This window comes from Streptomyces sp. NPDC048479, assembly GCF_040651435.1.
Classification (GTDB): Bacteria; Actinomycetota; Actinomycetes; order Streptomycetales; family Streptomycetaceae; genus Streptomyces.
Genome location: NZ_JBEZKA010000010.1, coordinates 216,149 through 242,254, shown reverse-complemented (window position 1 = coordinate 242,254; position 26,106 = coordinate 216,149). Strand labels below are relative to the sequence as shown.

The following is a 26,106-nucleotide window of genomic DNA, read 5'->3' as shown; positions in this document are numbered from 1 at the left end:
TTCACCCTGAAATGTTCCTCAAGTTCTGCCGGATTCCCGCCACCCTCGCGACTTGAACGCGTTCAAGTAAGGGGATAGTCTCGGCCGAAATAAACTGAACACGTTCAAGTCCAGGGGGGGTACGTGATGTTCGTACTGGTCAACCTGATCGTGATGCTCGGGATGCTGGTGGTGGTGCCCGCTGGAGTCCGCCTCATCGACGGCGCCGAGCTCACGTCCATTCGGCGGACATGGCTCCTGTTCGCTGTTCCGGGAGGGGTCGCTCTGTGGCTGCCGCGCTCGACCGCAGCCACGGCACTCGCGGCCGTGTACGCGCTCGGCACACTGGCCCTCGCTCTGCACGCGCCGCGACGGCTGATCCGTACGCGCTCGCTCGCACCCGCCGAGATCGCGGTGCTCACCGCGCTGGTGACACCAGCGGTTGCCGGCCTGGCACTGGTCGCCGAGCGCTCGGGACACTCGCTCTTCGGCTTCAGCCTGCCGATCCTGGCGCTGACCGTGCCTCACTTCCACTTCGCCGGGTTCGCCGCCGCGCTGGTCGCGGGCCTGGTCTGCCGGGCTGCAGCGGGGCCGGCCGGACGCTTCGCCGCGCTGAGCGTGCCGCTGGGCACCCTGCTGGTCCTCGGCGGCTACTTCCTCGACGACTGGGCCGAGCTGCTGGGGGCACTCGTACTGACCGCCGGTATGTGGGCCGTGGCTCTGCTGACGTGGCGGGATGTCCGGACCGGCGGTCGGGACCGTTTCACCCGCACACTGCTGGCCGTCTCGGCCGCCGTACTGGTGGCCACGATGCTGCTCGCCCTGAGCTGGGCGCTCGGCGAGGCCACCGGACTGCCCCACCCCACTCTGACCTGGATGGCCGCCACCCACGGCCTCGGCAACGCCCTGGGCTTCGCACTCTGCTCGGTGCTGGCCTGGCGACGACTCAAGGAGACACCCGCATGAAAAGCGTCCGCAGGCAGACCGGCCGCACGCTCAACTACCCGGAGACCGGCGCCACCCGGCTCGGCCCGCTGCCCGACGGCTACCACCACCTCCACCACACCACCCGGATCGGCCGGGGCCGCGCCGCCTTCGAGGCCGCTGGCACAGCGGTCAGCACCTGGCGGATGCACCGCGGGTCGGGCGCCCAGGTGCGCACCGACGCGGTACAGGCGGAGCCGGGCGCCCGCCTCGAGGTCTCGGCCGGTGTCGGACAGCTGCGGTTCACCGCGCCGTGCGAGGTGATCTGGACCGCGTACGAGAGGAACCGGACGGGCTTCGCGTACGGGACGCTGACCGGGCACCCGGAGTGCGGCGAGGAGTCGTTCATCGTCGACATCCGGGACGACGGCTCGGTGTGGTTCACGGTGACGGCGTTCAGCCGTCCGGCGACCTGGTACACCCGGCTCGCGGGTCCGCTGGTTCCTGTACTGCAGAAGGCTTACGCCAGGCGGCTCAGTCACACACTGCGGCGGCTCGCCGCTCCCTGATACTGGAGGTAATGGAGTGGTTCAGCGACAGTGACTACTGGCTGAGCCGGCTGGTCTTCCAGCGGGCTCTGGCCGGCGTGTATCTGATCGCCTTTCTCACCGCCGCCCTGCAGTTCCGGGCGCTGATCGGCGAGCGGGGCATGCTGCCGGTGCCCGAGTACGTACGAGGGATACCGCTGCGCCGCGCGCCGAGCCTCTTCCAACTGCACTACTCCGACCGTTTCTTCGCCTTCTGCGCCTGGGCCGGCTGTCTGCTCTCCGCGGCCCTGGTCGCGGGCGCCGCCGACCGGATCCCGCTGGGGGCCGCGATGGTGTGGTGGGCGCTGCTGTGGGTGCTGTATCTGTCCATCGTCAATGTCGGACAGACCTGGTACAGCTTCGGCTGGGAGTCACTGCTGCTCGAGACGGGCTTCCTCGCCGTCTTCCTCGGCAACGACCGCACAGCCCCGCCCGTGCTGGTGCTGTGGCTGCTTCGCTGGGTGCTGTTCCGGGTGGAATTCGGCGCGGGGCTGATCAAAATCCGCGGCGACGAGTGCTGGCGCAACCTCACCTGCCTCTACTACCACCACGAGACCCAGCCGATGCCGGGGCCGTTGAGTTGGTTCTTCCACCATCTGCCGAAACCCTTCCACCGGGTCGAGGTGGCCGCCAACCATGTGACCCAGCTCGTGGTTCCCATCCTGCTGTTCACACCGCAGCCCGTCGCGAGCGTCGCGGCGGGCCTGATTGTGCTGACCCAGCTGTGGCTGGTGCTCTCCGGCAACTTCGCCTGGCTGAACTGGATAACGATCACTCTCGCGCTGTCCGCCGTGGACGGTTCGTTGCTCGCGGATCCGCCCGCGCTGCCCGCGCCGCCGCTCTGGTACGAGATCGTCGCGATCGCCGTAACCGTCCTGCTCCTTGGCCTCAGTTACCGCCCGGCGCGCAATCTGCTCTCCAAGCGGCAGTCGATGAACCGCTCCTACGACCCGCTCCATCTGGTCAACGCCTACGGCGCGTTCGGCACGGTCGGCCGGGTGCGCCATGAGGTGGTGATGGAAGGCACCGAGGAGACGGTGCTCCACCAGGGCACGGTGTGGCGGGAGTACGGCTTCAAGGGCAAGCCGGGTGACGTACGCCGGATGCCGCGCCAGTTCGCCCCGTACCATCTGCGGCTCGACTGGCTGATGTGGTTCGCAGCGCTCTCCCCCGCCTATGCGCGCTCCTGGTTCGGGCCTTTCGTGGAACGGCTGCTGGACGGCGACCGGGACACGCTGCGGCTGCTGGGGCACAATCCGTTCCCGGACGCCCCGCCCGCGTACGTCCGCGCCAGGGTGTACCGCTACCGGTACACGACCTGGCGCGAACTGCGGGCCACCGGCGCCTGGTGGCACCGGAGCTATGTACGCGAGTACCTCAGACCGACCAGGCTATTTTGAACACCCAGGCGTGCTTGCCGGCCAGGCGGGCCGCGGCGGGCACGTCGATCACCAACTTTCCGCCGGTCGTACGCCAGCTCAGCGGCCGGCCGTGGCCGAGCATCGTCACCTTGTCGCCGGGCTTGACGGGCACCGGCGCCTCGACGGTGGGCGATGACGACCTGGTGCGGATCCTTCTGTCCGGCCGGGTTGTAGCGGTACGGGGCGGTGAGCGCGCCGCTGCCCGAGTACCAGTCGGGGCCACCGAGCGCCGCGGTCTGCGTGGTGCCGTCCGCGTAGTGCACGGTCGCCTTGCCGGAGGCAGCTCCGTAACTTCCGGCCACCAGGAACAGACCGGAGAGATACCGGCCCTTGGGGAGTTCGATGCGCTGTCCGAGAGCGACGATGTTGTTCTTGGTGCCCGCAGTGGCAGCGGGGAGGAGATAGGCGATGCCGTCGATCTCCAGCTGTCCGGCGGGGAGTTCCTCGCCGGGGAAGGTGTAGCCGGAGCCGTCGAAGTTGCCACCGCGGGCGTCCGCGGTGTCGGTGCCGTCGTTGTCGAACCAGCGGTCGAGCGGTACAGGCACGGCGGCGGGGGCGGTGCCCCAGTCACCGCCCCAGTCACCGCCCGAGTCACCGTGCTGCTCGGGTGCTGCCGCTCGCGGGCTCGCATCGGCCGTGGCCGGGTGTACAAGGGCGGCGCCGACTGCCGCCCCCGCCGTCATTCCGAGTACATGGCGTCTGGGAAGTTCGGTCATGAGGTCCGATGATTGAAGCGTGACGGAGACCTGTCAATGCTCTTCACCGGGCAGAGGGCAACTTTCTCACCACAACCATCGGATGAATCACCGTGACCTGCGGGAAGGGCTGACGCGACAGTCGTGGGCCTCAGCGGATCTCCAGCGCCACTCACTCCGCCTCAGCCTGACGTTCGTACGCGCCGATGTTCGTACGCGCTGACCGTTCGTACCCCCTGCCGATGTGGCCAGGGGGTACGCGGCAAAGCGATCCGCTCAGTCGATGCCGGGCAGGATATGCGGCTCCGCGAGGTCTTCCTCGTAGCCGGCCAGCCGGATCGGTGCTGATCGGGCCCAGACTTCAAGGCTGCCGAGTTCTTCGGGCCGACCGGCCCGCTCGCCGCCTCGTTCGGGCGGTCGCTCTTCATGCTTCGTCACTTCTGTTGTCACCGCGCACTCCTCTGTGTCGCGTAACTGGGACAAGGGCAGTTCGGTCGCGGTGGCGCCGTCACTCGGGCGGGACCGCGGCCTGGTTGCAGACTTGTCCCAGGACGGCCAAGGGGTTTTCGTGGATCCCTTGGTGGCGTCCGTTCACCCCAGAGTAACCAAATGAGCGCGAGCCCGCTCGATGGGGCCTGTACATCGACTCAATTCCGGCCAACGGTCTGTCCCTGTCCGGGGCTTCATGGGATCGTACGCAGATGACTTCCGGGCGCGCACCACGCAGCCTCGAGGGCAGGACAGCCCTGGTGACCGGGGCTTCCCGGGGAATCGGCTTCGCCATCGCCCAGGCGCTGGCGGAGGCGGGAGCCGATGTCGTGGTCACCGCACGCGATCCGGACGGTGTGCGCACGGCCGTGGCGGAGCTGCGCGGCGCGGGTGCGCGGGCGGTCGGCTGCACCGGCAGCGTCGCCGATCCGGCCCATCTGGATCAGTGCACGGAGCTCGCGGTACGGGAGTTCGGACGCCTCGACATTCTGGTCAACAACGCTGCCACCAACGCGCCTTACGGTCCGCTGATGAAGGTCGATCCGGACGAGTGGCGGCAGACGTTCGTGGTGAATGTGGAGGCGGCGCTGCGACTGGTGCAGCTCGCCTGGCGGGCCTGGATGCGCAAGCACGGCGGGGCCGTGGTCAACATCTGCACCGAGGGCACGCATGGGGTGGGCCCGCAGGTCGGCGCCTACGGCACGAGCAAGGCGGCGCTGCTGCACCTCACACGTCAGCTCGCCGGCGAACTGGCCCCGGCCGTACGGGTGAACGCCGTCTCACCGGGGCTCGTACGCACCGAGATGGCGCGCTTCGTCTGGGAGGGCGCCGAGCGGCGAATCGCCGAAGGCCTGCCGCTCGGCCGGATCGGCGAGCCCGGCGACGTGGCGCGCGCGGTGCTCTGGCTCGTCTCCGACGCGGCCGAATGGGTGACGGGGGCCGATCTGCTGGTCGACGGCGGCACGAGAGTGCGCGCGGCGGCGGGCACCGGCTCGTACGCCGTCCACGAGCAGCTGCGGGCTACCAGTTCGCCGGAGCGTAGTCCTTGAGGAAGCAGCCGTAGAGCTCCTCGCCGTCCTCGCCACGCACGATCGGGTCGTAGACGCGAGCGGCGCCGTCGACCAGGTCGAGCGGGGCGTGAAAGCCCTCGTCGGCGAGGCGCATCTTGTCGGGGTGCGGGCGCTCGTCGGTGATCCAGCCGGTGTCGACGGCGGTCATCAGGATGCCGTCGGACTCGAACATCTCCTGGGCGCTGGTGCGGGTGAGCATGTTCAGCGCGGCCTTGGCCATGTTGGTGTGCGGGTGGCCCGCGCCCTTGTAGCCCCGGCTGAAGACGCCCTCCATGGCGGAGACGTTCACCACGTAGGTGCGCTTGGCCTCAGCGGCTGCCATCGCCGGGCGGAGCCGGCTGATCAGGATGAACGGCGCGGTGGAGTTGCAGAGCTGGACCTCGAGCAGCTCGACCGGCTCGACCTCCGAGACCGTCTGGACCCAGCTGTTGGTGTCGTGCAGATCGGGAACCAGACCACCGGCGTCGATGGCTGTGCCCGCCTCGATCCTGGCGAGCGAGGCGGAGCCGGTGACCAGTGCCAGGTCGGTGACGTCCTGGGCGGTCAGGGCCTCACCGCGGCCGACGGGCAGCGCGGCCTGGGCGCCGCTGCCGAAGGCGCCGATGACGTGGGAGCTGGGCAGCTCACCCGCGGGCAGCGGCGCGGACTCGGCGGCGAGGAGTTCGCTGTAAGCCTGCGGGGAGCGGCGTACCGTCTGCGCGGCGTTGTTGATCAGGATGTCCAGCGGGCCCTCGGCGGCCACCGAGTCGGCGAGCGCGACGACCTGCGCCGGGTCACGGAGATCGATGCCGACGATCTTGAGGCGGTGGATCCACTCGTCACGGTCCGGCATCGCCTTGAAGCGGCGGATGGCGTCGCCGGGGAAGCGGGTGGTGATGGTGGTGTGGGCGCCGTCGCGGAGCAGCCGCAGCGCGATGTACATGCCGATCTTGGCCCGGCCGCCGGTGAGGAGGGCGCGCTTGCCGCTGAGGTCGGTGCGGGCGTCGCGGCGGGCGCGGTTCTCGGCCGCGCACTTCTGGCACAGCTGGTGGTAGAAGGCGTCGACCTCTACGTAGCGGCTCTTGCAGATGTAGCAGGACCGGGGACGCTGGAGTATGCCCGCGATCTCGCCGGTGACCGACGAGGACGGCAGCAGGCCCTCCGTCTCGTCGTCGATCCGTTCGGCGGAGCCGGTCGCGGTGGCCTCGGTGACGGCCTTGTCGTGGGCGGTCTTGGCGGCCCGGCGGTCCTGGCGGCGGCGCTGCTTCACGGTCCGGTAGATGCCGGCCGTGGCCCGGCGTACCGTGATCGCGTCCGGGTGGTCGACATCCAGCTTGTCGAGCTGGTCGAGCACGCTCAGGCAGACGGCCAACCGCTCCGGGTCGATGCCCGGACCGAACACCGGGCTGTCCTCTGTCACCGTCATCGCTTTTGCCGTTCCTCGATCACTCGTACGCCGTAGCGCCCACGCAGCAGTTTCAAAAGCGCCACTTTACTGAGTGATGAGGTGTGGGCAAAATGCCGGGATCCGCACCGGTCCTGGCACGGCGAGGGGCCCGGCCGGGATCCGCACGGCCGGGCCCTTCTCCCCTGTCACGCAAAGAGGCCGGTGAGCCAAATGCGCCAGGCGTCCTCGTTCTTCTTGGCGTCAGCGCCACTGGCGAAGTCGTGCACGCTGACCCCGACCGGCGCTCCGAAGTGGTTCCGGCCGAAGACGCGGTACATGGCCTCGTCCGTGCGCAGCCCGATGAAGTACGGGTTACGGAAGTCGACGACCGCGTCGACCGGACCGGCGCCGGGCACCTCGACGCGCACCGTGGCCCCCTGGGCCGCGTCGTCCGGCAGTCCGAGCCCGCGGCTGACGACCTCGAGCCCGCCCGGGGCGTTGGAGGCGGCGGGAGCCTCGAGGGTCGCGAAGGTGGCGGTGCGGCCCGTGAAGTGCTTGAGGTACTGCTGCAGGGTGTGCAGATAGAAGTCGGTGTGCTTGTTGGCACCGTCGTACTGGTTGTCCCAGTCGTCGACGAAGATGCCGCTGTGCACATAGCGCACCCAGGAGCCGCCGCCCTCGCGCTCTTCGATGACATGCTCGAGCTGGTTGAAGGACTGCTGCGGCACGTCCTCCGGGCTCTCGGTGCGGCCGGTCAGATGCCGTGGCGGGTCCCATGCGGTGACGGTGCCGCCGAACGGCGCGGCGCCGCCCTCCCTCGGCTCGTACTCCATGGGCCACAGCCACCCGCCCGTGCCGGTGGTGATCGCGTCCCACACCTGCTCGGGACTGGCTTCGACCTCGAACTCGCGGACGATCTCGAATTCCTTGGACATGATGACTCCTGATATTCAGGCGCTCCTGGGCGCGTAGATCACGTGGTGGACGCCCGAGCCGAACGTCGTGGACCGGACGACCTCGAGCGGGGTCTTGGCGAGCCCCTCCTGGAAGGGGCGTCGCTTGCCGCTGCCGACGACGGGGCCGATGAGAAGCTTCCTCATGACGACTCCTCGATGGCCCTGGTGGCAGGGGGATCGGGCTTGACGGTGGGGTGGAGCGCGACGACGATCCGGTGCTCGCGGCCGCCCTCGGCGTTCTCGTCGTGGTACTTGGCGATCAGGGCGCCGACGCCGTGCGTCAGTTCCTCGACGAACGCGGCCCGGTCGGCGGCCGATGCGAAGCGGACCTCGCCGTCCAGCGCATAGGTCGCGAGCCGCTTGCGGGCCTTGGTGGCCCCGGTGATCAGGGTGCCGACATCACGTACGAGACGCGCGGCGACGGCGAGCATCCAGCGCGCCGAGAGCTGGTCGCGGAAGCGGGCCGGGTCCGGCTGCACCGCGGCCAGGGCGAGCGGCGAGATCACATACGAGGCCGCCGTGGCCCGCATCAGCCGCTCGGTGACATTGCCCTTCCTGCGCTCGCCGGCCAGCTCGACCAGGCCGTGCCGCTCCAGCGCCTTGAGGTGGTAGTTCACCTTCTGGCGGGGCAGTCCGACACGGCCCGCGAGCATGGCCGCCGACGCGGGCCCGGTGGCGAGCTCGGCGAGCAGCCGGGAACGCATGGGGTCCAGCGATACGGCGGCAGCCGCCGAGTCCTCGATCACGGTCACGTCCAACATGGCTCCACCCTCTCACCGACAAATAAATTTGTCCAGACAGAATCACTTGTCGGCCGAGGGGATTGCGGAATCCGTTCGTCCGCTCGGAGGCGCGGCCGCTGGTGCCGTGCGGAGCGTGTGGGCCCAGCGGGAAAGCCGGCGACCGGCCGTGCCCGCAGAGCGCGGCCGCCGCGCAACGTTGGCTGAATCCAGCGAGTCGCGCCCCAGAATCTTCAGTGGTCCAGACCCTTGGAGGTCACCCGGCGCCCGGCAACCGCTTTCGGACGTTCCGACCTGGATGCCCGATCGCGGGCCGGAAGCGGTCCGCCTTTTCGCAGGGCGCGAAAGGCGGTGATTCCCCGACCATCCCGGCAGCCGCTTCGCATCCACTTTGCGCCAGGTTTCACAATGCCCACACAGATCCCCCAAAAGGCACCTCACTATGTGATCCGACAGAGAGCGGGACACGCGGGGCGTCGCCGGGACACGTCGACCACCGCAGGGGGGCAAGGGCATACCGGGCCATGTCCGGCATGCCCTTCAGGGGAGGAACACATACATGGGGCGCACCGTCCGCACGGCTGCCTTGTCCACTACGAGCGCACTTCTGCTGGCGCTCGCCGCGCCTGCCACCGGGGCCGTCGCGGCACCGGTGCCGCGTATCGATCTGAAGGTGCTGGTGGTGGACGACGGGGGTCCCGCCACCGCAGCCATCGCCGCCGAACTCGACGGCTCAGGAACGCCGTACACCCTGCTCGATCTTTCCGGGACGAACCGGCCGGTGATCGACGCGGGCTTCCTCGCCGACACCGTGGACGGGCGTCCACGCGCCAAGTACCAGGCCGTGGTGCTGCCCAGCGACAGTCCCGCCGGAGTGGGCGCCGCCGAGCTGGCGGCGCTGGCCTCGTACGAGCAGAGTTTCGCGATCCCGCAGGTCGACGCGTACACCTACGCCCGTCCCGAGGTCGGTCTGGACTACCCGGTCAACGGCGGGTACAGCGGCTCGCTGGACGGTGCGCGGGCCGAGGTGACGGCCGCCGGCAAGGCCGGTCCCTTCGGCTATCTCGACGGGCCCGTGCCCTTCGAGAACAACTCCCCTTCTGTGGGCGAGAGTTACGCACATGTCGCCAGGCCCGCAGCGGGCGCGGACTTCACCAGCTACGTCGAGGCACCGCTGCCCGGCTCGCAGCAGCGCGGTTCGATCGTCGGCGAGTACCGCCACGACGGCCGTCGCGAGCTCGTCGTCACGTTCGTCTACAACCAGTACCAGCAGCAGTTCCGGCTGCTGGCCCGCGGCATCGTGAACTGGCTGACGCAGGGCGTCATGATCGGCGCGGCCCGCAACTACTTCGCCGTCCATGTCGACGATGTCTTCGCCGCCGACGACCGCTGGGACAGCGTGCTCAACTGCACGCCCGGCGACGTGGACTGCCCCCCGGGCCAGGGCGGCGAGCCGGACCCGATCAGGATGACGGCCGCGGACGCGCAGTACGCGGCCCAGTGGTCCGCCACCAAGGGCTTCACACTGGACATGGTCTTCAACGGCGGCGGCAGCGAGCTGTTCAAGGAGGAGAACGCCGGCAGCGACCCGCTCGCACAGCAGCTCACCGCCGACAGAAACGCCTACCGCTGGGTGAACCACACCTACAACCACCCCTTCCTCGGCTGCGTCCAGAACGTCACCGTCGTCCCCTGGGTGTGCACCAGGAACGCCGACGGCAGTACGCAGTACGTCAGCCAGGCCGAGATCTCCGCGCAGATCGGCGACAACCGGGCCTGGGGCCAGCGCGCCGGACTCCCGCTGCAGACGGACGAGTTGATCACCGGTGAGCACTCCGGAATGAAGATCCTGCCGCAGCAGCCGGACGACAGCCCGAACCTCGCGCCCGCACTCGTCGCCAACTCCGTCGGCTGGCTCGGTTCCGACAACTCCCGCGACCCCGCCCAGCGCCAGGTCGGCCCCGCCCGCACGGTGCCCCGCTATCCCATGAACGTCTTCTACAACGCGGGCCACACCCGCGAGCAGATCGACGAGTACAACTGGATCTACACCAGGGCCTCCGACGGCGGCAGCGGCATCTGTGAGACCGCGGCCAACTCCACGTGCCTGGAGGAGCCGCTCGACACGGGCACCGGATACGCGTCCTACGTGGTCCCGCTGGAGGCCCGCATCGGCCTCGGCCACGTCCTCGCCAACGACCCGCGGCCGCACTACATCCACCAGTCCAACCTGGCCGAGGACCGTATCGCCTACCCGGTGCTGAACCGCATCCTCGACGACTACGCGGCGCTGTACGCCGACAACACCCCACTGGTCAATCTGCGCCACCGCGACATCGGCGCGGAGCTGCGCGACCGTGCCGCCTGGAACACCGCCGTCAAGGCGGGCCAGGTGACCGCGTACCGCATCGGCGACGCCGTCACGGTGCAGGCTCCCAGTGGGGTACGGGTCACCGCCACGATGCCGGCCGGCACCCGGCAGAACCAGTTCCTGGGCACCACCGGCTTCGGCAGCCCGTACGCCGGTTCGGTCTCCGGCTGGGTCGCGCCCGGACTGCTCCAGGACCGGGTGAGCCTCTCCCTGCCCGCCGCCGCGACGCCCGCCGCCCGTACCGCGAAGACGCCGAAGGCCACGCCGGTCCCGCCGGCCGCACCACGGCTGCCGCTTCCGTCGGGTGTGCGCCAGCGCGTTCCGTACGGCGTGACGGGCTGACAACCGCAGCACCAGCCACAGACGAACTTCTCGCGGTCCCGGGGCCCAGCCCTGCCCCGGGCACCGCGGCATCCACGCGCCCCTGCCTGCCCGACGGGCGAGGCGCCCCTTCCCTTCTCGCACCCAGGGGAGCAGTTCCACATGGCCGAGCCACTTCGCGCGCCGCGGTCCGGCGCGCATCTGGTCACCCTCCTCACCGAAGGCACCTATCCACACAGCCACGGCGGCGTGAGCGTGTGGTGCGACCAACTCGTCGGCGGAATGGCCGACTTCGACTTCCAGGTCATCGCGGTGACCGGCACCGGGCGGGAGACCCTCGCCTGGGAGCTGCCCGCACATGTCTCGCCGCCCGTCTCCGTCCCCATGTGGGGGCCCGACCCGACCGGAGCCGCGCCGCGCGGCCGAAGGCTGCGGCTGCTGATGGCCGCGTACGAGAAGTTCCTGACCTCGCTCCTCGACCCGGCGGCCGAGGCGCACTTCGGACCCGCTCTGTACGAACTGGCCCGCTCGGCCCGTGACGGTGTGCTCGCACCCGCACTGCGCACCGACCAGGCCGTGCGCACCCTGGTGGGCGTCTGGAACCGGCCCGACCTGCCGGTGTACGCCTCCCGGCCCACACTGCACGACGCGCTGACCGCCACCGACCTGCTGGAACACGCACTGCGGCCACTGGCGGCAGCGCCACCGCAGCACGGCGTCGCCCACGCGGTCAGCGGCGGCATCGCGGTCCTGCCGGGGCTGGCGGGCAGGCAGCTGTACGGCGTACCGCTGCTGCTCACCGAGCACGGCGTCTATCTGCGCGAGCGCTATCTCGGCTACCGCACCGGCCCCTATCGCTGGCCGGTGAAGGCGCTGCTGCTCGGCTTCTTCCGGCTGCTCGCCGAGGAGACGTACCGCGTGGCCGCGCTGGTCACGCCCGGCAACCGCTACAACCGCCTCTGGGAGGAGCGCGGTGGCGCCGACCCGCAGCTCATCCGAACCGTCTACAACGGCGTCGACCCTGCGGCCTTCCCGCCCGCCGGACCCGAACCGGACGCGCCCACACTCAGCTGGGCCGGCCGCGTCGACCCGATCAAGGATCTTCAGACGCTGATCCGGGCCTTCGCGCTCGTACGGAAGGAGATACCCGAGGCGCAGCTGCGGCTCTTCGGTGGCACACCGCGCGGCGGCGAGGCGTACCGGGAGCGCTGCGAGGCGCTCGCCGCCGAGCTCGGACACGGCGATGCCGTCACCTTCGAAGGACGAGTGGAGGACATACGCGACGCCTACGCGGCGGGCAATGTCGTGATGCTCTCGAGCATCAGCGAGGGCTTTCCGTTCACGCTGATCGAGGCCATGTCCTGCGGGCGCGCCACCGTCTCCACCGACGTCGGCGGAGTGCGCGAGGCCGTCGGCGACAGCGGTCTTGTCGTACCGCCACGGGAGCCGGAGGCGATGGCCCGCGCGGCACTGGAGCTGCTGCGCGATCCGCAGCGCCGCGGCGCGATGGGCGAGGCGGCGCGGCTGCGGGTGATCGAGCAGTTCACGCTCCGGCAGACCGTCGACACCTTCCGCTCCATCTATCTCGAACTCGCCCTGGGCACCGCCGAATCGGCGAGCGGATCCACGGCGTCCCAGCAGACCGTCGGGGTACTCGCATGAGCGGCCCGCTACGCCTGGTGCCGGGCGAAGGCGACACCCTGCCGGCCGTACCCAGGCCGCGCAGCAGGACCCGCGCCCGGCCCAGCTGGGCGGCGGACCCGATCGACGAGCTGGCCGAGCGCCTGGTCGAGCAGGTCGCGGTCGCCGTCCACCCGTACGAAGTGGCCGCGCTGCTCGAATCGGACGGCCTGACGGGGGATCAGATCAGCGAACGCTACGCGCGTCCGGATCTGTTCACGCTCGCCGAGGACCTCTACGCACGGGTGCCGCGCCACTACCCGGAGCCGCCGCCCGCACCCGACCCCTGGCGGCCCGACCATCTGCGCTGTGCGCTGCGCGGTCTGGTCTTCGCACTGCCCGGGCTCGCGTATGTACTCGGCGCCGGGCTGTGGCACGGCACGGCGGACGTCTCCGGGCTGATCGCCGCCGCGCTGGCGGCCTGGGCCTGGAACCAGGCGCTCAGCCACCGCGCGTATCTGCGGCTCGCGGCCGAGGGGCGGGCCGCCGCCGGGCGCACCCTGCGCATCGGCGGCCCGGCCGGAGCTCTGGGGGCCGCCGTCACGGGTCTGCTCGTCTCGGGCCCCGGTACCGGCGCGGCGTTCGCCGCCGGACAGTCCTGCTATCTCGCCGCGGCGAGCGTTCTGCTCGTCCTCGGCCGCGAACGCGTACTGCTGCTCACCCTGCTGCCCGTCGCGGCAGGCGCGGCGGCGGCCTCGGTGTGGCGGCTCCCGGTGCCGCTCGCGCTGGGGCTGCTGCTCGCGACGGTGACACTCGCGGTCGCGGCCGCCGGGCATGCGATCCATGAGACGCTGCGGTCGGCGCCCACCGCCGCCGGAGCCAGGCCCAAGCTGCTGCGCTCCCTGCCGTACGGACTGTTCGGGCTGGCCGCAGGAGTGCTGGCGGCGCTGGCCGGGGCCGGCGATCCACGCTCGGTCGTCGTCCTCACGCTCAGCATGGGCTTCGCCGAGTGGCTGCTGTACCGCTATCGCTCGCTCGCCGTCGCCGCACTGCGCGAGAGCACCACCTCACGAGGCTTCACCCTGCGCGCCTGCCGGGCCCTGGCGCTCTGCCTCGGCGCGTATCTGGCAGTGCTCGCGCTCGGCGCGCTGGTCGCCGGGACCGGGATCGCGCCGCTGCTCGTCCTGGGCGCCGTGCTCTGGACAGCGCTGCTGCTCCAGGCGTTCTCGGTGGCCTGGATGCCTGCCGCCGTCTGTCTCGTCGCCGCGGCCGCCGAGGCCGCGGCGCTGCCCGCGGGGCTGCCACCGGGCCCTGTCCAACTGATCTGTCGTACCGCAGCGGCGGCCGTTCTGGTCGCCGGGGCCTGTCGGCTGTTCGGCCGGCCCACCGCACACCGCTGACCGTGTTCTGACAGCACCGCACCCGACCACCGAAACAGAGGAGCAGCTTTCGTGACAACCAACGCACTTGTCGCCGTCACCGGAGCCGAGGGCTTCATCGGATCGCATCTGACCGAGACGCTCGTCGCCGCCGGCTTCCGGGTCCGCGCCATGGCCCAGTACAACTCCTTCTCCTCCTACGGATGGCTGGAGACGCTCTCTCCCGACACCCTCGACCAGGTCGAGATCGTCCTCGGGGACGTCCGCGACCCCGGCTCGGTGCATCAGCTCGCCGAGGGCGCCGAGGCCGTCTACCACCTCGCCGCACTGATCGCGATCCCGTACTCGTACCGGGCCCCGCACAGCTACGTGGACACCAATGTCACGGGCACTCTCAATGTGCTGGAGGTGGTGCGCAAGCTGGGGATCCCCCGTCTGGTGCACACCTCCACCAGCGAGACGTACGGCACCGCGCAGACCGTGCCGATCACCGAGGACCATCCCATCAACACCCAGTCCCCGTACGCCGCTTCGAAGGCCGGCGGCGACCGGCTCGCCGACAGCTACCACGCCAGCTTCGACACTCCGGTGGTCACGCTGCGCCCGTTCAACACCTTCGGGCCGCGCCAGTCGATGCGGGCGGTCATCCCGACCGTCATCGGCCAGGTCGCGGCGGGCGAACGGGTCATCACGCTCGGGGATCTGCGCCCCACACGGGACTTCCTCTACGTGAAGGACACCGCACGTGCCTTTCTCGCCGTCGGCACCGCGCCGGCCGAGGACGTCGTCGGCCAGACCTTCAACGCAGGGACCGGCGGTGAGATCTCGATCGGCGAACTCACCCGGCTCATCGGCAAGTTGATGGACGCCGATCTCGACGTACGCGAGGACGAAGAGCGCATCCGGCCGGCGGGCTCCGAGGTGATGCGGCTGGTCGCCGACGCCGCCCGGCTGCGCGCGGCCACCGGCTGGCAGCCCGAGCTCGACCTGACGGACGGGCTCGCGCACACCATCGGCTTCTTCCGCGACCCGGCGAACCTGGCCCGCTACAAGACCGGCATCTACAACGTCTGACCGCGCTCGACCACCGCGTCCGAAAGCGCCACCCAACAGAACACCGACAGTACTGACAGGGGAGTCTTCATGCACGCAGTGATCCTCGCCGGAGGCAAGGGCGTCCGCCTCCTCCCGTACACCACCGCGTTACCGAAGCCGCTGGTGCCCATCGGTGACCAACACGCGATCCTCGAGATAGTGCTGCGCCAGCTCGCCGCCGCCGGCTTCACCAGCTGCACCATCGCCATCGGCCACCTCGGACACATCATCCGCGCGTACGTCGGCAACGGCTCCCAATGGGGCCTGCGCGTCGGCTACTCCACCGAGGACAGCCCGCTCGGCACCATGGGCCCGCTGCTCACGATGATGGACCGGCTGCCCGACGAGTTCCTCGTCATGAACGGCGACATCCTCACCGACCTCGACTACGGGGACGTCATCAGGCAGCACCGGGAGTCCGACGCACCGCTCACCATCGCCACCTACGCCCGCAAGGTCGCCATCGACTTCGGGGTGCTCACCACGGAGTCGGGCAAGGTCGTCGGCTTCGCCGAGAAGCCGAGCATGGACTACCGCGTCTCCATGGGCGTGTACGGACTCAACCGGGAAACCCTCGCCGGCTACACGCCCGGTCTGCCGCTCGGCTTCGACGAGCTCGTACTGGACCTGCTCAAGGCCCAGAACCCGCCGCACGCCTACGACTTCGACGGCTACTGGCTCGACATCGGCCGCCCCGACGACTACGACCGGGCGAACGCGGAGTTCACCACCCACCGCGGTCTCCTCCTCAAGGGAGCGTGAGAGGTTCCGTGCGCATCCTCCTCCTGGGCTCCACCGGATTCCTGGGCGGGCACACCGCCGAGCAGTTGCGCGCCCTGCCGGGCGTGCGGCTGCTCGTCGGCGGGCGGTCCGCGGCAGCCGATGTGCCCTTCGACCTCACCGCCGGTCCCGGCGTCCTCGCGGACGCGCTGCACGCGGCCTCTCCCTCCGTCGTCGTCAACTGCGCGGGCGCGGTGGCCGGCAGCGCCGTACACCTCACCGACATCAATGCGCGCGGTCCGGCCGCGCTCTGCGAGGCGCTGCGGGACGCGGCACCGGGCGCCCGGCTCGTCCATCTCGGATCCGCCGCGGAGTACGGGCCGACCGCACCCGGCTCGCCCGTCGCCGAGTCGGCCGCCACCAGACCGGTGAGCCCGTACGGAGCCACCAAGCTGGCCGGTACGGTCGCCGTCAACTCCTGTGGACTCGACGCGGTCGTGCTCCGCGTCTTCAACCCCGTGGGTCCCGGCGCGCCCGCCGCGGGGCTGCCCGGACGGCTCGCCGGCGAGCTGCGGCGGGCCGGTGACGAGGGTGCCGTCCAGGTCGGCGACCTGTCCGCGCACCGTGACTTCATCGACGCACGGGACGTCGCGGACGCGGCCGTCCGCGCGGCGACGGCTGCCGGGCCGCTGCCGCCCGTACTCAACATCGGCAGCGGCCGCGCCACCGCGGTACGCGAACTGGCGGACTCACTGATGCGGGTGGCCGGCTTCCGCGGCCGCCTCGAGCAGACGGGCGACGGCTCGGCGCGTTCGACGGCCGTGTCCTGGCAGTGCGCGGACATCGCCGCGGCGCGTGCCGCGCTGGACTGGCGACCGGAACGCACCTTGGACGACTCCCTCATCGCCTTGTGGGAGTCATCGGCCCCGGCCGGGGCAGCCCGATGACCGGGGCGACGGGGCGGGTCGCGTGCTTCGATGTCCGGGCCGCAGAGAAGCGCGCACCGGCGGCGAGCATCCGGCCCGCGCCCGGCAACCACCTGCCGCACCGCGGCGATCCGGGCTCCACCGGCACGGCATCGGAGGGCCGTCACGCATGACACTCCTCGTGCCGATGTATGTCCACCCCGCCGTCAACCCCGACGCCTGGAACGTCCTCGTCGCCTCCGCACCACTCCTCTACGGCGTGGTGCTCAATATCGATGACGGACCCGGCAACGCCCCCGACCCGGCGTTCGCCGCCGCCGTCCACGCGCTGCGGGCGGCCGATGTACGGGTGCTGGGATACGCGGACACCGATTACGGGCGCCGCCCGGCCCGGGCGGTCGTGCACGACTTCGAGCGCTACCGCGACTGGTACGCCACGGACGGGTTCTTCCTCGACCAGGTCGCTCCCGACGCGGCCGGGCTGCGCCACTACCGGCGGCTGACCCGTGCCGCCCGGGCGCGCGGCGGGCAGACGGTCGCGCTCAACCCGGGCGTCCATCCCACCGCCGGCTACGCGGCGCTCGCCGATCTGCTGGTCACCTTCGAGGGCGGCTGGGACGCCTACCGGGCGGCCCCGGCCGCCCCGTCCTGGACGGCCGGTCATCCGCCGGCCCGCTTCTGTCACCTGGTGCACGGGGTGCCGGCCGGGCTCTGCGGGCTCGCCGCCCGTACCGCGGAACTCCGACGTGCCGCGGTGCACTGCGCCGTACCCGGCCACGGGCCCAACCCGTGGTCGGCCCTGCCGCCCGTTCTCCGGAAGGCCTCATGAATTGCACGACCCGGCCGCGGACCGTGATCCTCGGCCTCGCTCTTCTGCTGCTGGCAGCCTGCTCGGCCCCACCTCCGGACCCCTCCCCGGATCACCCCACTCCGGGACCGCGCTGGCTGCCGCGGCCCGGTACCGCCTGGCAGTGGCAGCTCGACGGCCCGATCGACGACCGGGTCGACGTGCCGGTCTACGACATCGACGGCTTTGAGAACGACGCGGCGACCGTCCGCCGGCTCCACCGGGCCGGCCGCAAGGTCATCTGCTACATCAACGCCGGGGCATGGGAGTCCTTCCGCCCCGACCACAGGAACTTCTCCGCCGCCGTCCTGGGCGGCCAGAACGGCTGGGAGGGCGAACGCTGGCTGGACATCCGCCGTCTCGACACCCTCCGCCCGCTGATGGCCGAGCGCATGGACATCTGCCGGTCACGCGGCTTCGACGCGGTCGAACCCGATCTACTGGACGCCTATCTCAACGAGACCGGCTTTCCGCTGACCGCCGCGCACCAGCTCGCGTACAACCGCATGATCGCGCGTCTCGCGCACGAGCGCGGCCTGTCGGTGGGGCTGAAGAACGATCTGCCTCAAGTGCCCCAGCTGGTGGGCGATTTCGATTTCGCCGTGAACGAGGAATGCGCGCAGTACGGCGACTGTGCGGCGCTGACACCTTTCGTGAAGGCCGGCAAGGCGGTCTTCCATGTCGAGTACGCGCTCCCGGTCGACAAGTTCTGCAAGCGTGCTCGCCGGCTGGGGCTCAGTTCCATGCGCAAGAAGCTCGATCTGGGGGTTTGGCGCCAGCCGTGCTGAGGGCACGGCTCGAGGAGAGTCGCTCTCCTTCAGCTCGAGGCGAGTACGGCCTGTACGGTCTTGCCGCCGCCGGGTCCGCCGCGCACGGCGAAGTGCTGCGCGAGCTGACGCACCAACGCGATGCCCCGCCCGCCCTCCTCCGTCTCCTGCGGTGAACACAACCGCGGCGGTATGGGACTGCTGTCCTCCACTTCGACGGTGACCAGTCCGGTGTCGATGTGCAGCCGGAGCCGGCAGCCGCTGCGGCCGTGCCGGGTGGCATTGGTGACGAGCTCCGAGACGACCAGGGTCACGTCTTCCACCTGGTCCCCGGACACCTCCTCGCCGCGTCCGCTGGTGAGGAAGGCGGTCGTCAGATGCCGCGCCCAGCGGGCCGATGTCTCTGCCTGTGGCAGGGTGTACGTCGCGCATGCGGCTCGCCGACGGGCTTGCCTGTGCGCACGCATGGGATCACTCCGTTCTTCACTGGGCGGTCTTCACTCGGCAGCCGGTTCAGGCCAAGAAAACCGACTGGGGCAGCCGTCGGAGGCGTCCACGCAACGACAGGCCCCTCACCCCTGTGATTCCCGGTTGGCACGATCGGCAATCAGCCGCGGGGCCTGTCTTTGGGCCGGCAAGCCTCACAGCACGCGCCGGCCCTTCCCCAGCGCGATGACTCCGTTCTTCGAGACGGTGTAGAGCTCCTGGTCGCGCTCGGGGTTGACGCCGATCGTCGCGCCGGGCGGGACATCCACGTTCTTGTCCAGGATCGAGCCACGCACCACCGCACCCCGACCGATGCGAACGTTGTCGTGGAGGACCGAGCCCTGCACCACCGCCCCCTCTGCGACGACAACGCCGGGCGAGAGCACGGACCGGGTGACCTGGCCGCGGACGACACAGCCGGGGCTGATGATCGACTCGCTCGCGATGCCCGCGCCGATGAGGCGAGCGGGCGGCAGCTGGCCGGAGTGGGTGTAGAGGGGCCAGCGCCGGTTGTCGAGGTCGAAGACCGGACGGTCCGGAATCAGATCCATATGGGCTTCGTAGTACGTGTCGATGGTGCCCACATCACGCCAGTATCCGTGCTCGCGCGTACTCTCACCGGGCACATGGTTCTCATCGAAGTCGTAGAGCTGTGCCACACCGCGCTCGGTGAGCATCGGCAGTATCGAGCCGCCCATGTCATGGACCGAGCGCTCGTCCTCGGCGTCCCGGTGGAGAGCGTCCACGAGCACCTTGGTGGAGAAGAGGTAGTTGCCCATGGAGGCGAATACCCGGCCGGGGTCGCCCGGCAGCCCCGGCGGGTCGGCGGGCTTCTCCAGGAACCGCTCGACCCGGGCGCCGTCGGAGGCGGGTGTGATGATCCCGAAGGAGGACGCTTCGGCGCGCGGCACCTTGATCCCGGCGACGGTGACACCGGCGCCGCTCTCGATGTGCCGCTGCAGCATCTGCCGCGGGTCCATCCGGTAGACGTGGTCGGCGCCGAACACCGCGATGTAGTCGGGCTGTTCGTCGTTGACGAGGTTGAGTGACTGCAGGATGGCGTCCGCACTGCCGAGATACCAGCGCCGGCCGAGCCGCTGCTGGGCCGGTACGGGTGTGACGTAGTTGCCGAGCAGACTCGACATCCGCCAGGTGGTGGTCACATGGCGGTCCAGCGAGTGCGACTTGTACTGGGTCAGTACGCAGATACGCAGGATGTCGCCGTTGACGAGGCTGGAGAGGACGAAATCGACGAGCCGGTACATGCCGCCGAAAGTCACCGCCGGTTTTGCCCGGTCGGCGGTGAGCGGCATCAGCCGCTTGCCCTCCCCGCCGGCCAGTACGATTCCGAGCACCGAAGGTCCACCGCGCATCGCGCCCCCTCTATGCGTGCCATGCCCGCCATGGCCGCTATGACTGTTTGAGCAACTCCTCGTACACCTCGTACGTGCGCCGGGCCACCTGTTCCCAGCCGAACTCACGTACCGCGCGATCCCGTCCGGCCGCGCCCATCCTCGCTGCCTCCCCGGCGTCGTCGAGTACCCGGTTCACCGACTGGGTGAGGCCCGACTCGAAGGCTTCCGGGTGAGCGGCGTCGTAGGGCACGAGCAGTCCCGTGCGTCCGTCGTCCACGACCTCGGGGATGCCGCCGACCGCCGACGCGACGACGGCAGTTCCGCAGGCCATGGCCTCCAGATTGACGATGCCCAGCGGCTCGTACACCGAGGGGCAGACGAACACCGCGGCATGGCTGAGGAGTTGGATGACCTGCGGACGCGGCAGCATCTCGGGAATCCAGTGCACCCCGTCGCGTACGCGGTCCAGCTCCTCGACCAGCTCCCGGAACTCATGCCCGATCTCCGGGGTGTCGGGGGCGCCGGCCGCCAGCACCAGCTGGGCGTCCGGGTCGAAGGAGCGGGCGGCGCGCAGCAGATGCGGGACGCCCTTCTGCCGGGTGATACGGCCGACGAAGAGGACGAACGGGCGGTGCGGGTCGAGGCCGATCCGCTCGAGTGCGGTCGTCTCGTGGTCGGGACGGTACATACGGGTGTCGATGCCGTTGTGGACGACATGCACCCGGTCCGGGTCGAGGGCGGGATAGCAGGCGAGGATGTCGGCGCGCATACCGCGGGAGACGGCGATCACCGCGTCCGCGGCCTCGATCGCCGTGCGCTCGGCCCAGCTGGAGAGGGCGTAGCCGCCGCCCAGCTGCTCGGCCTTCCAGGGGCGCAGCGGCTCCAGCGAGTGCGCGGTCATCACATGCGGTACGCCGTGGAGCAGCTTCGCGAGATGACCGGCGAGATTGGCGTACCAGGTGTGGGAGTGGACCAGTTCGCGACCCTGGAGCTCGGCGGCCATCGCGAGGTCGACGGAGAAGGTGCGCAGTGCGTCGTTCGCGCCGTCGAGTCCGGCGAGCGGCAGGTGGCGCAGGACCCCTTCGGCCGCGCCCTCGCCCCAGCAGTGCACCTCGATGTCGGCGAGAGCTCGTAACTCCCGGGCCAGGAACTCCACATGGACCCCGGCGCCCCCGTAGACGTCCGGCGGAAACTCGCGCGTGAGCAGTCCCACCTTCACGGAGACTCACCTCGCGAAGGCGGTTGGTTCAGCCCCGATGGCCTGCTTTTCGGCCGGGGGGCCGGCCCGCGGCGGAGCCGCAATCGGGGACTGCGTCCCCCGGGAAGAAACAGCACCCCATGATGGTCACTCACATACGGCGTGCGCGGAAGACCGCGGTCAGGACCGCTGCGCGGAGCGCCGCGGCGGACGGTCGAAGACGCAGTCGCCGCACAGCCCGCCCCCCGGGCAGCGGTAGTAGAGACAGCAGCTGCGGCGCCGCAGCGCGGGACCGTGGACCGTGCCGGACAGATCGGGGTGGGTGAAGAGTCCGGCGGCGAGCGCCGATGCCCGTTCGCCCACTTCCGGCCGGCCACTGCGCCGCGCCCAGGCGTGGAGCTCGCGTACGGCCCCGGCGAGTGCGGAGCCCGCGTTGCCCCACAGCAGTTGCCGGGAGATCCGTACGTCGCCGTGGAGCGCGTCCGCCAGGGGGACGAGGTGGCCGTACTGCACCACCTCGCGGACCGTTTCCGCGGTCGCCGGCAGCGGATGTGCGACGGTCAGCCGCAGATCGTCGGGCGCGCTGCGGTCCGGGTCCCAGTGCAGCCGCGCGGGGTCGAGGTCGGGCAGCTGTCCGTGCAGCGCGGCAGAGCCCAGCGCGACCGACCAGAGCCGGGCCGCGAGTCCCAGGTGGGCGATGGAGGCGGCGACCCTGCGCTCGGGGGCGCGAAGGCGGGCTGCGACCGTGTCGATACGGGCCGTGAGCGGCGCGGTGTCGCCCGCGTACAGCCGCGCCAGCGGGAGCTGCCGCTCGCCCGGTGTGCCGGTCTGCAAGGCGAAGAAGCCACCGACGGAGCCCACCTCCTCCAGATCCACGCCCACGCTCCCGCTCTCTGTCATCACCCGTACGAGGTGTTCTGCCCCTGACATGCGGCATGCCCGCACCAGGTCACCGTAGTCACGGCTCGCGATGCCCGGCCGGGGCGGGGACACTGGACGGAGAACGCCGTATGCGTCCATATGGGTGATTACGTCCTGGAACCGAGCCGGTCGATCTCCCCCTCGCCGACGTGCGCCCCCGCCGAGAGGGGGATTTGACCGACGCGCGTACTACTTCGGCAGTAGGTCCAAGTGCCTGCTCAAGGACGACGACGTGAACGCTGAAGCGGGAGATCGTGGTCTCTATGAGTTCCCTCGCGCTGGCCGTGGTGCTGTCACTGGTCTCCGCGGTCGCTTATGCGGCCGGGGCGATCACGCAGGAGCATGTCGCTGCCTCCACCTCGGCCCGGCCGTACGCACCGCTGCACCACGCCGCGTGGTGGGGCGCCGTCGCTCTCAACGGGCTCGGCGCCGTGCTGCATGTGATGGCGCTGGCGTACGGGCCGCTGAGCCTGGTCCAGCCGCTCGGCGCGCTGACAATCGTCTTCGCGCTGCCGATGGCGGCGCTGTTCGTACGGCGCCGGGCGGGGGCCGCCGCCTGGCGCGGCGCGATCATGGCGACGGCGGGGCTGGCCGGGCTGCTGGCGCTGACCGGCACATCCACCTCCCACTCATTGGACGGCGGGCAGCGCGGGGTGCTGGCCGGCGCGACCTTCGGCGGTGTGGCGCTGCTCTTCCTGGCCGCCCAGACCGTGAACCGGCCGATCATCCGCAGTGTGCTGCTCGCCGCCGCCGCGGGTGTGGCCTTCGGTATCGCCTCGGTGTTCACCAAGACGGTCGCGGTGGACTGGACGTGGTCCGCGCCGCTCGACCAGTGGCCGAGCCTGCTGGTGATCGCCGCCCTGGCCTGCGGTGGTCTGCTGCTCTCCCAGTCCTCCTACCACGGCGCGGGACTCGCTGCCCCGCTGGCCACGGTCACGGTCGTCAATCCGGTGGTGGCGGCCGCTGTCGGCATCACGATGTTCGGTGAGACCTTCCGGTACGGCGTGCCGGGCACCGTGTTCGCGCTCGGCTTCGGTGTCGTGGCGGCGGGCGGGCTGATGCTGCTGACGACGGAGCGGATCAAGGCGACGCGCGCGGAGGCGGAATCACCGGCGGAGGCGGCCGCGCGGATGCGCCCCTCGCAACAGCCGATCCGCCGATCGGAACCGCGGATGCGCCACGTGGAACCCCGAGGGCGCCACGTACCTCCGCACGGGCGCCCGTCAGACGGAGACGCCGCCCGATCTGAGGTAGGCGACGGGATCGATGTCGGACCCGTATCCGGGACCCGTACGCACCTCGAAATGGAGATGCGGCCCTGAGCTGTTGCCGGTGGACCCCGAGCGTGCGATCCGCTGACCGCTGCTGACCTGCTGGCCGGAGCGCACGGTGAGCGCCGACAGGTGCGCGTACTGGCTGTACTTGCCGTCCGCGTGGCGGATGACCACCTGATAGCCGTACGCGCCGCCCCAGCCGGCCGAGACGACGCGGCCGGAGGCGACGGCCTTCACCGAGGTGCCGGTGGGGACCGGGAAGTCCACGCCGGTGTGGTGGCCACTGGCCCAGGAGGAGCCGGGCTTGCCGTAGGGGGTGCCGGGGTTCGCTTGCACGGGGGCGTTGAAGCCGCTCCGGTGCGCGGGCTTGGCCGCGTGCACCTGCTTGGGCGCCTGCTTCTTGGGAGCCTGCTGCTTGGGAGCCTGCTGCTTGGGCCGCTCCTGCTTCGGTGCCTGCTGCTTGGGCTGGGCCTGCTTCGGTGCCTGCTGCTTGGGCTGGGCCTTCGGCTTCTGCTTGGCCGGCGCAGCGGTCGGGTCGGGCCTCGGGTCGGGCTTGGGAGCCTCGACGCGCAGGATCAGCTTCTGGCCCGGGTGGATGAGGTCGGGGTCCGGGCCGACGACGGTGCGGTTCTGTGCGTAGAGCTGATGCCAGCCGCCCCTGACCTGCTCGGAGTCCGCGATCTTGGAGAGTGAGTCGCCGCGGGCGACCGTGTAGCCCTCGCGATGTGTGGGCACGGTGGTCGGCGTGGCCTTCTTCGGCGCTGCCTTGCGTTCGTATCTGTGCTCACTCTGCGGCGCTAATCGCCTCTCCGGTGCGATGTCGGGGGCGTCACCGCCACGGGTGAGCCCGGCGCGGGCGGAACAGACGGGCCAGGCCCCGGGGCCCTGGCCCCCCAGGACCCTCTCGGCGATGGCTATCTGCTGGTCCTTGCCGGCGAGATCCGCGCGCGGGGCGAACTCCCTGCCCCCGTACGCCTCCCAGGTGGACTGGGTGAACTGCAGCCCGCCGTAGTAGCCGTTGCCGGTGTTGATCTTCCAGTTGTTCGTGGACTCGCAGGACGCGACCTTCTCCCAGACGTCCACCGAGGCAGCATGGGTCGTGCCCGCGCCGATGAGCGGCAGAGCCATGCCCGCACCGCCCGCCGTGACAGTGAGAGAAGCACGGTTGATGCGGCTCGGCTGGTATCGACGGTGCCGACCGGTTGCGGCCATCTTGGGACTCCCCCACTGATATGCAGGTCACCTCACAAGCGGCCAAACTAGGTGCACGGCACGCACCATGACAAGGGGTCAGCTCCCGCGCACTGTGGCCCGGCTGACGGCCGGCGGCCGACTGCCGCCGCGCGCCAGGAAGTCGGCGAGCGGCAGTGTCGCAGCTCCGACGGTGACCGCGTCCGGACCGAGCTGTCCCAGTTCGACGGTGGTGCGGGCGCCCGCGTGGCGCAGGGCGTACTCCCCCGCGTACCGGCGCACTTCGGGGAGGAGATGCGGGCCGAGCAGCAGTCCGGCCCAGCCGCCGAGCAGGATGCGTTCGGGCCGGAAGAGGTTGATCAGGTCGGCGACGGCCGCACCCAGATACTCGGCGGTGTCGTCGAGCAGCGAGAGTGCCACCGGGTCGGGCTCGGGGCCGTCCGGGCCGGGGAAGGCCGCGGCGAGCAGCGCGGCCAGCGCGGTCTCGTCGTCGACGTCGGCCGCCGGCGGTCCGCCCGCCTCCTGCCAGCGCTCGCGCAGCGCTTCCGCGCCCGCGTACGCCTCCAGACAGCCGAGAGAGCCGCAGCGGCACCGTCGTCCCCGGATCCGTACGGTCGTATGGCCCCATTCGAGCGCACTGCTGCTGGCGTTCTCGTCGGGCGTGGCGGCGTGCACGACACAGGCGCCGACTCCGGAGCCGATGAGCGCGACGGCGGCCTCGCGGGCGCCGCGGCCGCCGCCGAACCACATTTCGGCCTGGCCGAGCGTCTTGGCGCCGTTGTCGATGAACAGCGGTACTTCCGGGGGCAGTTCGACGGCGGCGCGGAGGAGCTTCTCGAACGGCACGGCGCTCCAGCCGATGGTCTGGCCGTGTACGACCGCGCCGTCGGGGGTGTCCTGTTCGATGATTCCGGGGACGCCGATCCCGATGCCGAGAAGACTCGTCACGTCTGCGCCCGCGTCCCGCAGAACGTCGGAGACGCCGGTGCGGACATGGGCGACGATGCGCTCGACGTCGTAGCCGTGCTGGGCCAGCGGGCGTTCGGTGCGGGCGAGTTCGGTGAGCGAGAGGTCGAAGAGTTCGACGCGTACGCGGGTCTCGCCGATGTCGATGCCGATCACCATTCCGCCGCCGGGGGCGACCCGCAGCAGGGTGCGCGGCCGGCCGCCGTCGGAGTCGACCACTCCGGCCTCCTCCAGCACTCCCTCGGCGACGAGCTCCGAGACGACGTTGCTGATGGATCCTGAACTCAGCCCGGTAGCGGGGCCGAGCTCCTGGCGGCTCAACGGGCCGTCGAAATACAACCGTTGCAGTACCCGGGCGCGGTTGCCGCGCCGCAGGTCGCGCACTGTCCGTCTGTTGCGCTCCGCCATGGTGCTCCTTCCCTGGACGCAACATACCCCGGCC

25 protein-coding genes are annotated in these 26,106 nt (G+C 70.6%); 13 read left to right on the top strand and 12 right to left on the bottom strand.

All coding sequences use genetic code 11. The annotated features are described in order from the left end of the window. Positions 1-126 precede the first annotated feature (126 nt). From AB0D12_RS18395 to AB0D12_RS18385, 3 genes are read left to right on the top strand one after another with little or no spacing between them, the layout of a single operon-like run. A complete protein-coding gene (locus AB0D12_RS18395; RefSeq protein WP_362683463.1) occupies positions 127-945 on the top strand; it encodes a YndJ family protein in 819 nt (272 codons plus the stop codon). Then, positions 942-1,472: a DUF1990 domain-containing protein gene (locus AB0D12_RS18390; protein ID WP_362683358.1), complete on the top strand. Its 531-nt coding sequence runs from the start codon at positions 942-944 to the stop codon at positions 1,470-1,472. Before AB0D12_RS18395 ends, AB0D12_RS18390 begins: the two co-directional genes overlap by 4 nt. Before the next feature lie 11 nt (positions 1,473-1,483). Then, positions 1,484-2,890 carry a lipase maturation factor family protein gene (locus AB0D12_RS18385; RefSeq protein WP_362683355.1) on the top strand — a complete coding sequence of 469 codons (1,407 nt, stop codon included), beginning with the start codon at positions 1,484-1,486 and terminating at the stop codon, positions 2,888-2,890. Here AB0D12_RS18385 and AB0D12_RS18380 read toward each other — a convergent pair. Continuing rightward, positions 2,868-2,993 carry an alpha-L-fucosidase C-terminal domain-containing protein gene (locus tag AB0D12_RS18380; protein WP_362683460.1) on the bottom strand — a complete coding sequence of 42 codons (126 nt, stop codon included), beginning with the start codon at positions 2,991-2,993 and terminating at the stop codon, positions 2,868-2,870. The two genes, AB0D12_RS18385 and AB0D12_RS18380, sit on opposite strands and share 23 nt — an antisense overlap. A gap of 889 nt (positions 2,994-3,882) precedes the next feature. Continuing rightward, complete coding sequence (locus AB0D12_RS18375) at positions 3,883-4,056, bottom strand: hypothetical protein (protein ID WP_362683352.1); 174 nt, start codon at positions 4,054-4,056, stop codon at positions 3,883-3,885. A gap of 251 nt (positions 4,057-4,307) precedes the next feature. Here AB0D12_RS18375 and AB0D12_RS18370 point away from each other — a divergent pair, with 251 nt between their 5' ends. Then, positions 4,308-5,144, top strand: coding sequence for an SDR family oxidoreductase (locus tag AB0D12_RS18370; RefSeq protein WP_362683349.1), 837 nt, complete (start codon positions 4,308-4,310; stop codon positions 5,142-5,144). Here AB0D12_RS18370 and AB0D12_RS18365 read toward each other — a convergent pair. From AB0D12_RS18365 to AB0D12_RS18350, 4 genes are all read right to left on the bottom strand, one after another. Then, on the bottom strand, positions 5,116-6,570 hold the full coding sequence (locus tag AB0D12_RS18365) for an SDR family NAD(P)-dependent oxidoreductase (protein ID WP_362683346.1): 1,455 nt from the start codon (positions 6,568-6,570) through the stop codon (positions 5,116-5,118). The genes AB0D12_RS18370 and AB0D12_RS18365 overlap by 29 nt on opposite strands. 167 nt (positions 6,571-6,737) lie before the next feature. After that, complete coding sequence (locus AB0D12_RS18360) at positions 6,738-7,466, bottom strand: SRPBCC domain-containing protein (RefSeq protein ID WP_362683343.1); 729 nt, start codon at positions 7,464-7,466, stop codon at positions 6,738-6,740. Positions 7,467-7,481: 15 nt separating this feature from the next. Then, positions 7,482-7,631: a hypothetical protein gene (locus tag AB0D12_RS18355; RefSeq protein ID WP_362683340.1), complete on the bottom strand. Its 150-nt coding sequence runs from the start codon at positions 7,629-7,631 to the stop codon at positions 7,482-7,484. Continuing rightward, positions 7,628-8,248 (bottom strand): helix-turn-helix domain-containing protein, encoded by a 621-nt coding sequence (locus tag AB0D12_RS18350; protein ID WP_327327390.1) that lies wholly within the window; start codon positions 8,246-8,248, stop codon positions 7,628-7,630. Before AB0D12_RS18350 ends, AB0D12_RS18355 begins: the two co-directional genes overlap by 4 nt. A 538-nt stretch (positions 8,249-8,786) precedes the next feature. On the opposite strand from AB0D12_RS18350, the gene AB0D12_RS18345 reads away from it, so the two are divergent. From AB0D12_RS18345 to AB0D12_RS18310, 8 genes are all read left to right on the top strand, one after another. Then, positions 8,787-10,940, top strand: coding sequence for a hypothetical protein (locus AB0D12_RS18345; RefSeq protein ID WP_362683337.1), 2,154 nt, complete (start codon positions 8,787-8,789; stop codon positions 10,938-10,940). A 141-nt stretch (positions 10,941-11,081) separates the two neighbouring features. Next, positions 11,082-12,581: a GT4 family glycosyltransferase PelF gene (gene pelF, locus AB0D12_RS18340; RefSeq protein WP_362683334.1), complete on the top strand. Its 1,500-nt coding sequence runs from the start codon at positions 11,082-11,084 to the stop codon at positions 12,579-12,581. Further along, positions 12,578-13,939, top strand: coding sequence for a hypothetical protein (locus AB0D12_RS18335; RefSeq protein ID WP_362683331.1), 1,362 nt, complete (start codon positions 12,578-12,580; stop codon positions 13,937-13,939). Before pelF ends, AB0D12_RS18335 begins: the two co-directional genes overlap by 4 nt. 51 nt (positions 13,940-13,990) lie before the next feature. Continuing rightward, positions 13,991-14,992 (top strand): SDR family NAD(P)-dependent oxidoreductase, encoded by a 1,002-nt coding sequence (locus AB0D12_RS18330; RefSeq protein WP_362683328.1) that lies wholly within the window; start codon positions 13,991-13,993, stop codon positions 14,990-14,992. A 69-nt stretch (positions 14,993-15,061) separates the two neighbouring features. Further along, positions 15,062-15,775: a nucleotidyltransferase family protein gene (locus AB0D12_RS18325; protein ID WP_362683325.1), complete on the top strand. Its 714-nt coding sequence runs from the start codon at positions 15,062-15,064 to the stop codon at positions 15,773-15,775. 8 nt (positions 15,776-15,783) lie between these two features. Then, positions 15,784-16,680 (top strand): NAD(P)-dependent oxidoreductase, encoded by an 897-nt coding sequence (locus AB0D12_RS18320; RefSeq protein WP_362683322.1) that lies wholly within the window; start codon positions 15,784-15,786, stop codon positions 16,678-16,680. Between the two features lie 148 nt (positions 16,681-16,828). Continuing rightward, positions 16,829-17,488 carry a spherulation-specific family 4 protein gene (locus tag AB0D12_RS18315; RefSeq protein ID WP_362683320.1) on the top strand — a complete coding sequence of 220 codons (660 nt, stop codon included), beginning with the start codon at positions 16,829-16,831 and terminating at the stop codon, positions 17,486-17,488. Beyond that, positions 17,485-18,294 (top strand): endo alpha-1,4 polygalactosaminidase, encoded by an 810-nt coding sequence (locus tag AB0D12_RS18310; protein WP_362683318.1) that lies wholly within the window; start codon positions 17,485-17,487, stop codon positions 18,292-18,294. Before AB0D12_RS18315 ends, AB0D12_RS18310 begins: the two co-directional genes overlap by 4 nt. A gap of 29 nt (positions 18,295-18,323) precedes the next feature. Here AB0D12_RS18310 and AB0D12_RS18305 read toward each other — a convergent pair whose 3' ends face one another. From AB0D12_RS18305 to AB0D12_RS18290, 4 genes are all read right to left on the bottom strand, one after another. After that, positions 18,324-18,740: an ATP-binding protein gene (locus AB0D12_RS18305; RefSeq protein WP_362683316.1), complete on the bottom strand. Its 417-nt coding sequence runs from the start codon at positions 18,738-18,740 to the stop codon at positions 18,324-18,326. 174 nt (positions 18,741-18,914) lie between these two features. Further along, positions 18,915-20,132: a glucose-1-phosphate adenylyltransferase gene (glgC, locus tag AB0D12_RS18300; RefSeq protein ID WP_362683314.1), complete on the bottom strand. Its 1,218-nt coding sequence runs from the start codon at positions 20,130-20,132 to the stop codon at positions 18,915-18,917. A gap of 37 nt (positions 20,133-20,169) precedes the next feature. Further along, on the bottom strand, positions 20,170-21,333 hold the full coding sequence (glgA, locus tag AB0D12_RS18295) for a glycogen synthase (RefSeq protein WP_362683312.1): 1,164 nt from the start codon (positions 21,331-21,333) through the stop codon (positions 20,170-20,172). A 159-nt stretch (positions 21,334-21,492) separates the two neighbouring features. Beyond that, positions 21,493-22,188: a (2Fe-2S)-binding protein gene (locus AB0D12_RS18290; RefSeq protein WP_362683457.1), complete on the bottom strand. Its 696-nt coding sequence runs from the start codon at positions 22,186-22,188 to the stop codon at positions 21,493-21,495. A 308-nt stretch (positions 22,189-22,496) separates the two neighbouring features. On the opposite strand from AB0D12_RS18290, the gene AB0D12_RS18285 reads away from it, so the two are divergent. Further along, the gene (locus AB0D12_RS18285) at positions 22,497-23,555 is read left to right on the top strand and encodes a DMT family transporter (protein WP_362683309.1); all 1,059 of its coding nucleotides are present in this window, start codon (positions 22,497-22,499) and stop codon (positions 23,553-23,555) included. Here the strand turns inward: AB0D12_RS18285 and AB0D12_RS18280 are convergent. Further along, a complete protein-coding gene (locus tag AB0D12_RS18280; protein WP_362683306.1) occupies positions 23,457-24,719 on the bottom strand; it encodes a transglycosylase family protein in 1,263 nt (420 codons plus the stop codon). The genes AB0D12_RS18285 and AB0D12_RS18280 overlap by 99 nt on opposite strands. A gap of 78 nt (positions 24,720-24,797) precedes the next feature. Further along, on the bottom strand, positions 24,798-26,072 hold the full coding sequence (locus AB0D12_RS18275) for an ROK family transcriptional regulator (protein ID WP_362683303.1): 1,275 nt from the start codon (positions 26,070-26,072) through the stop codon (positions 24,798-24,800). Positions 26,073-26,106 lie beyond the last annotated feature (34 nt).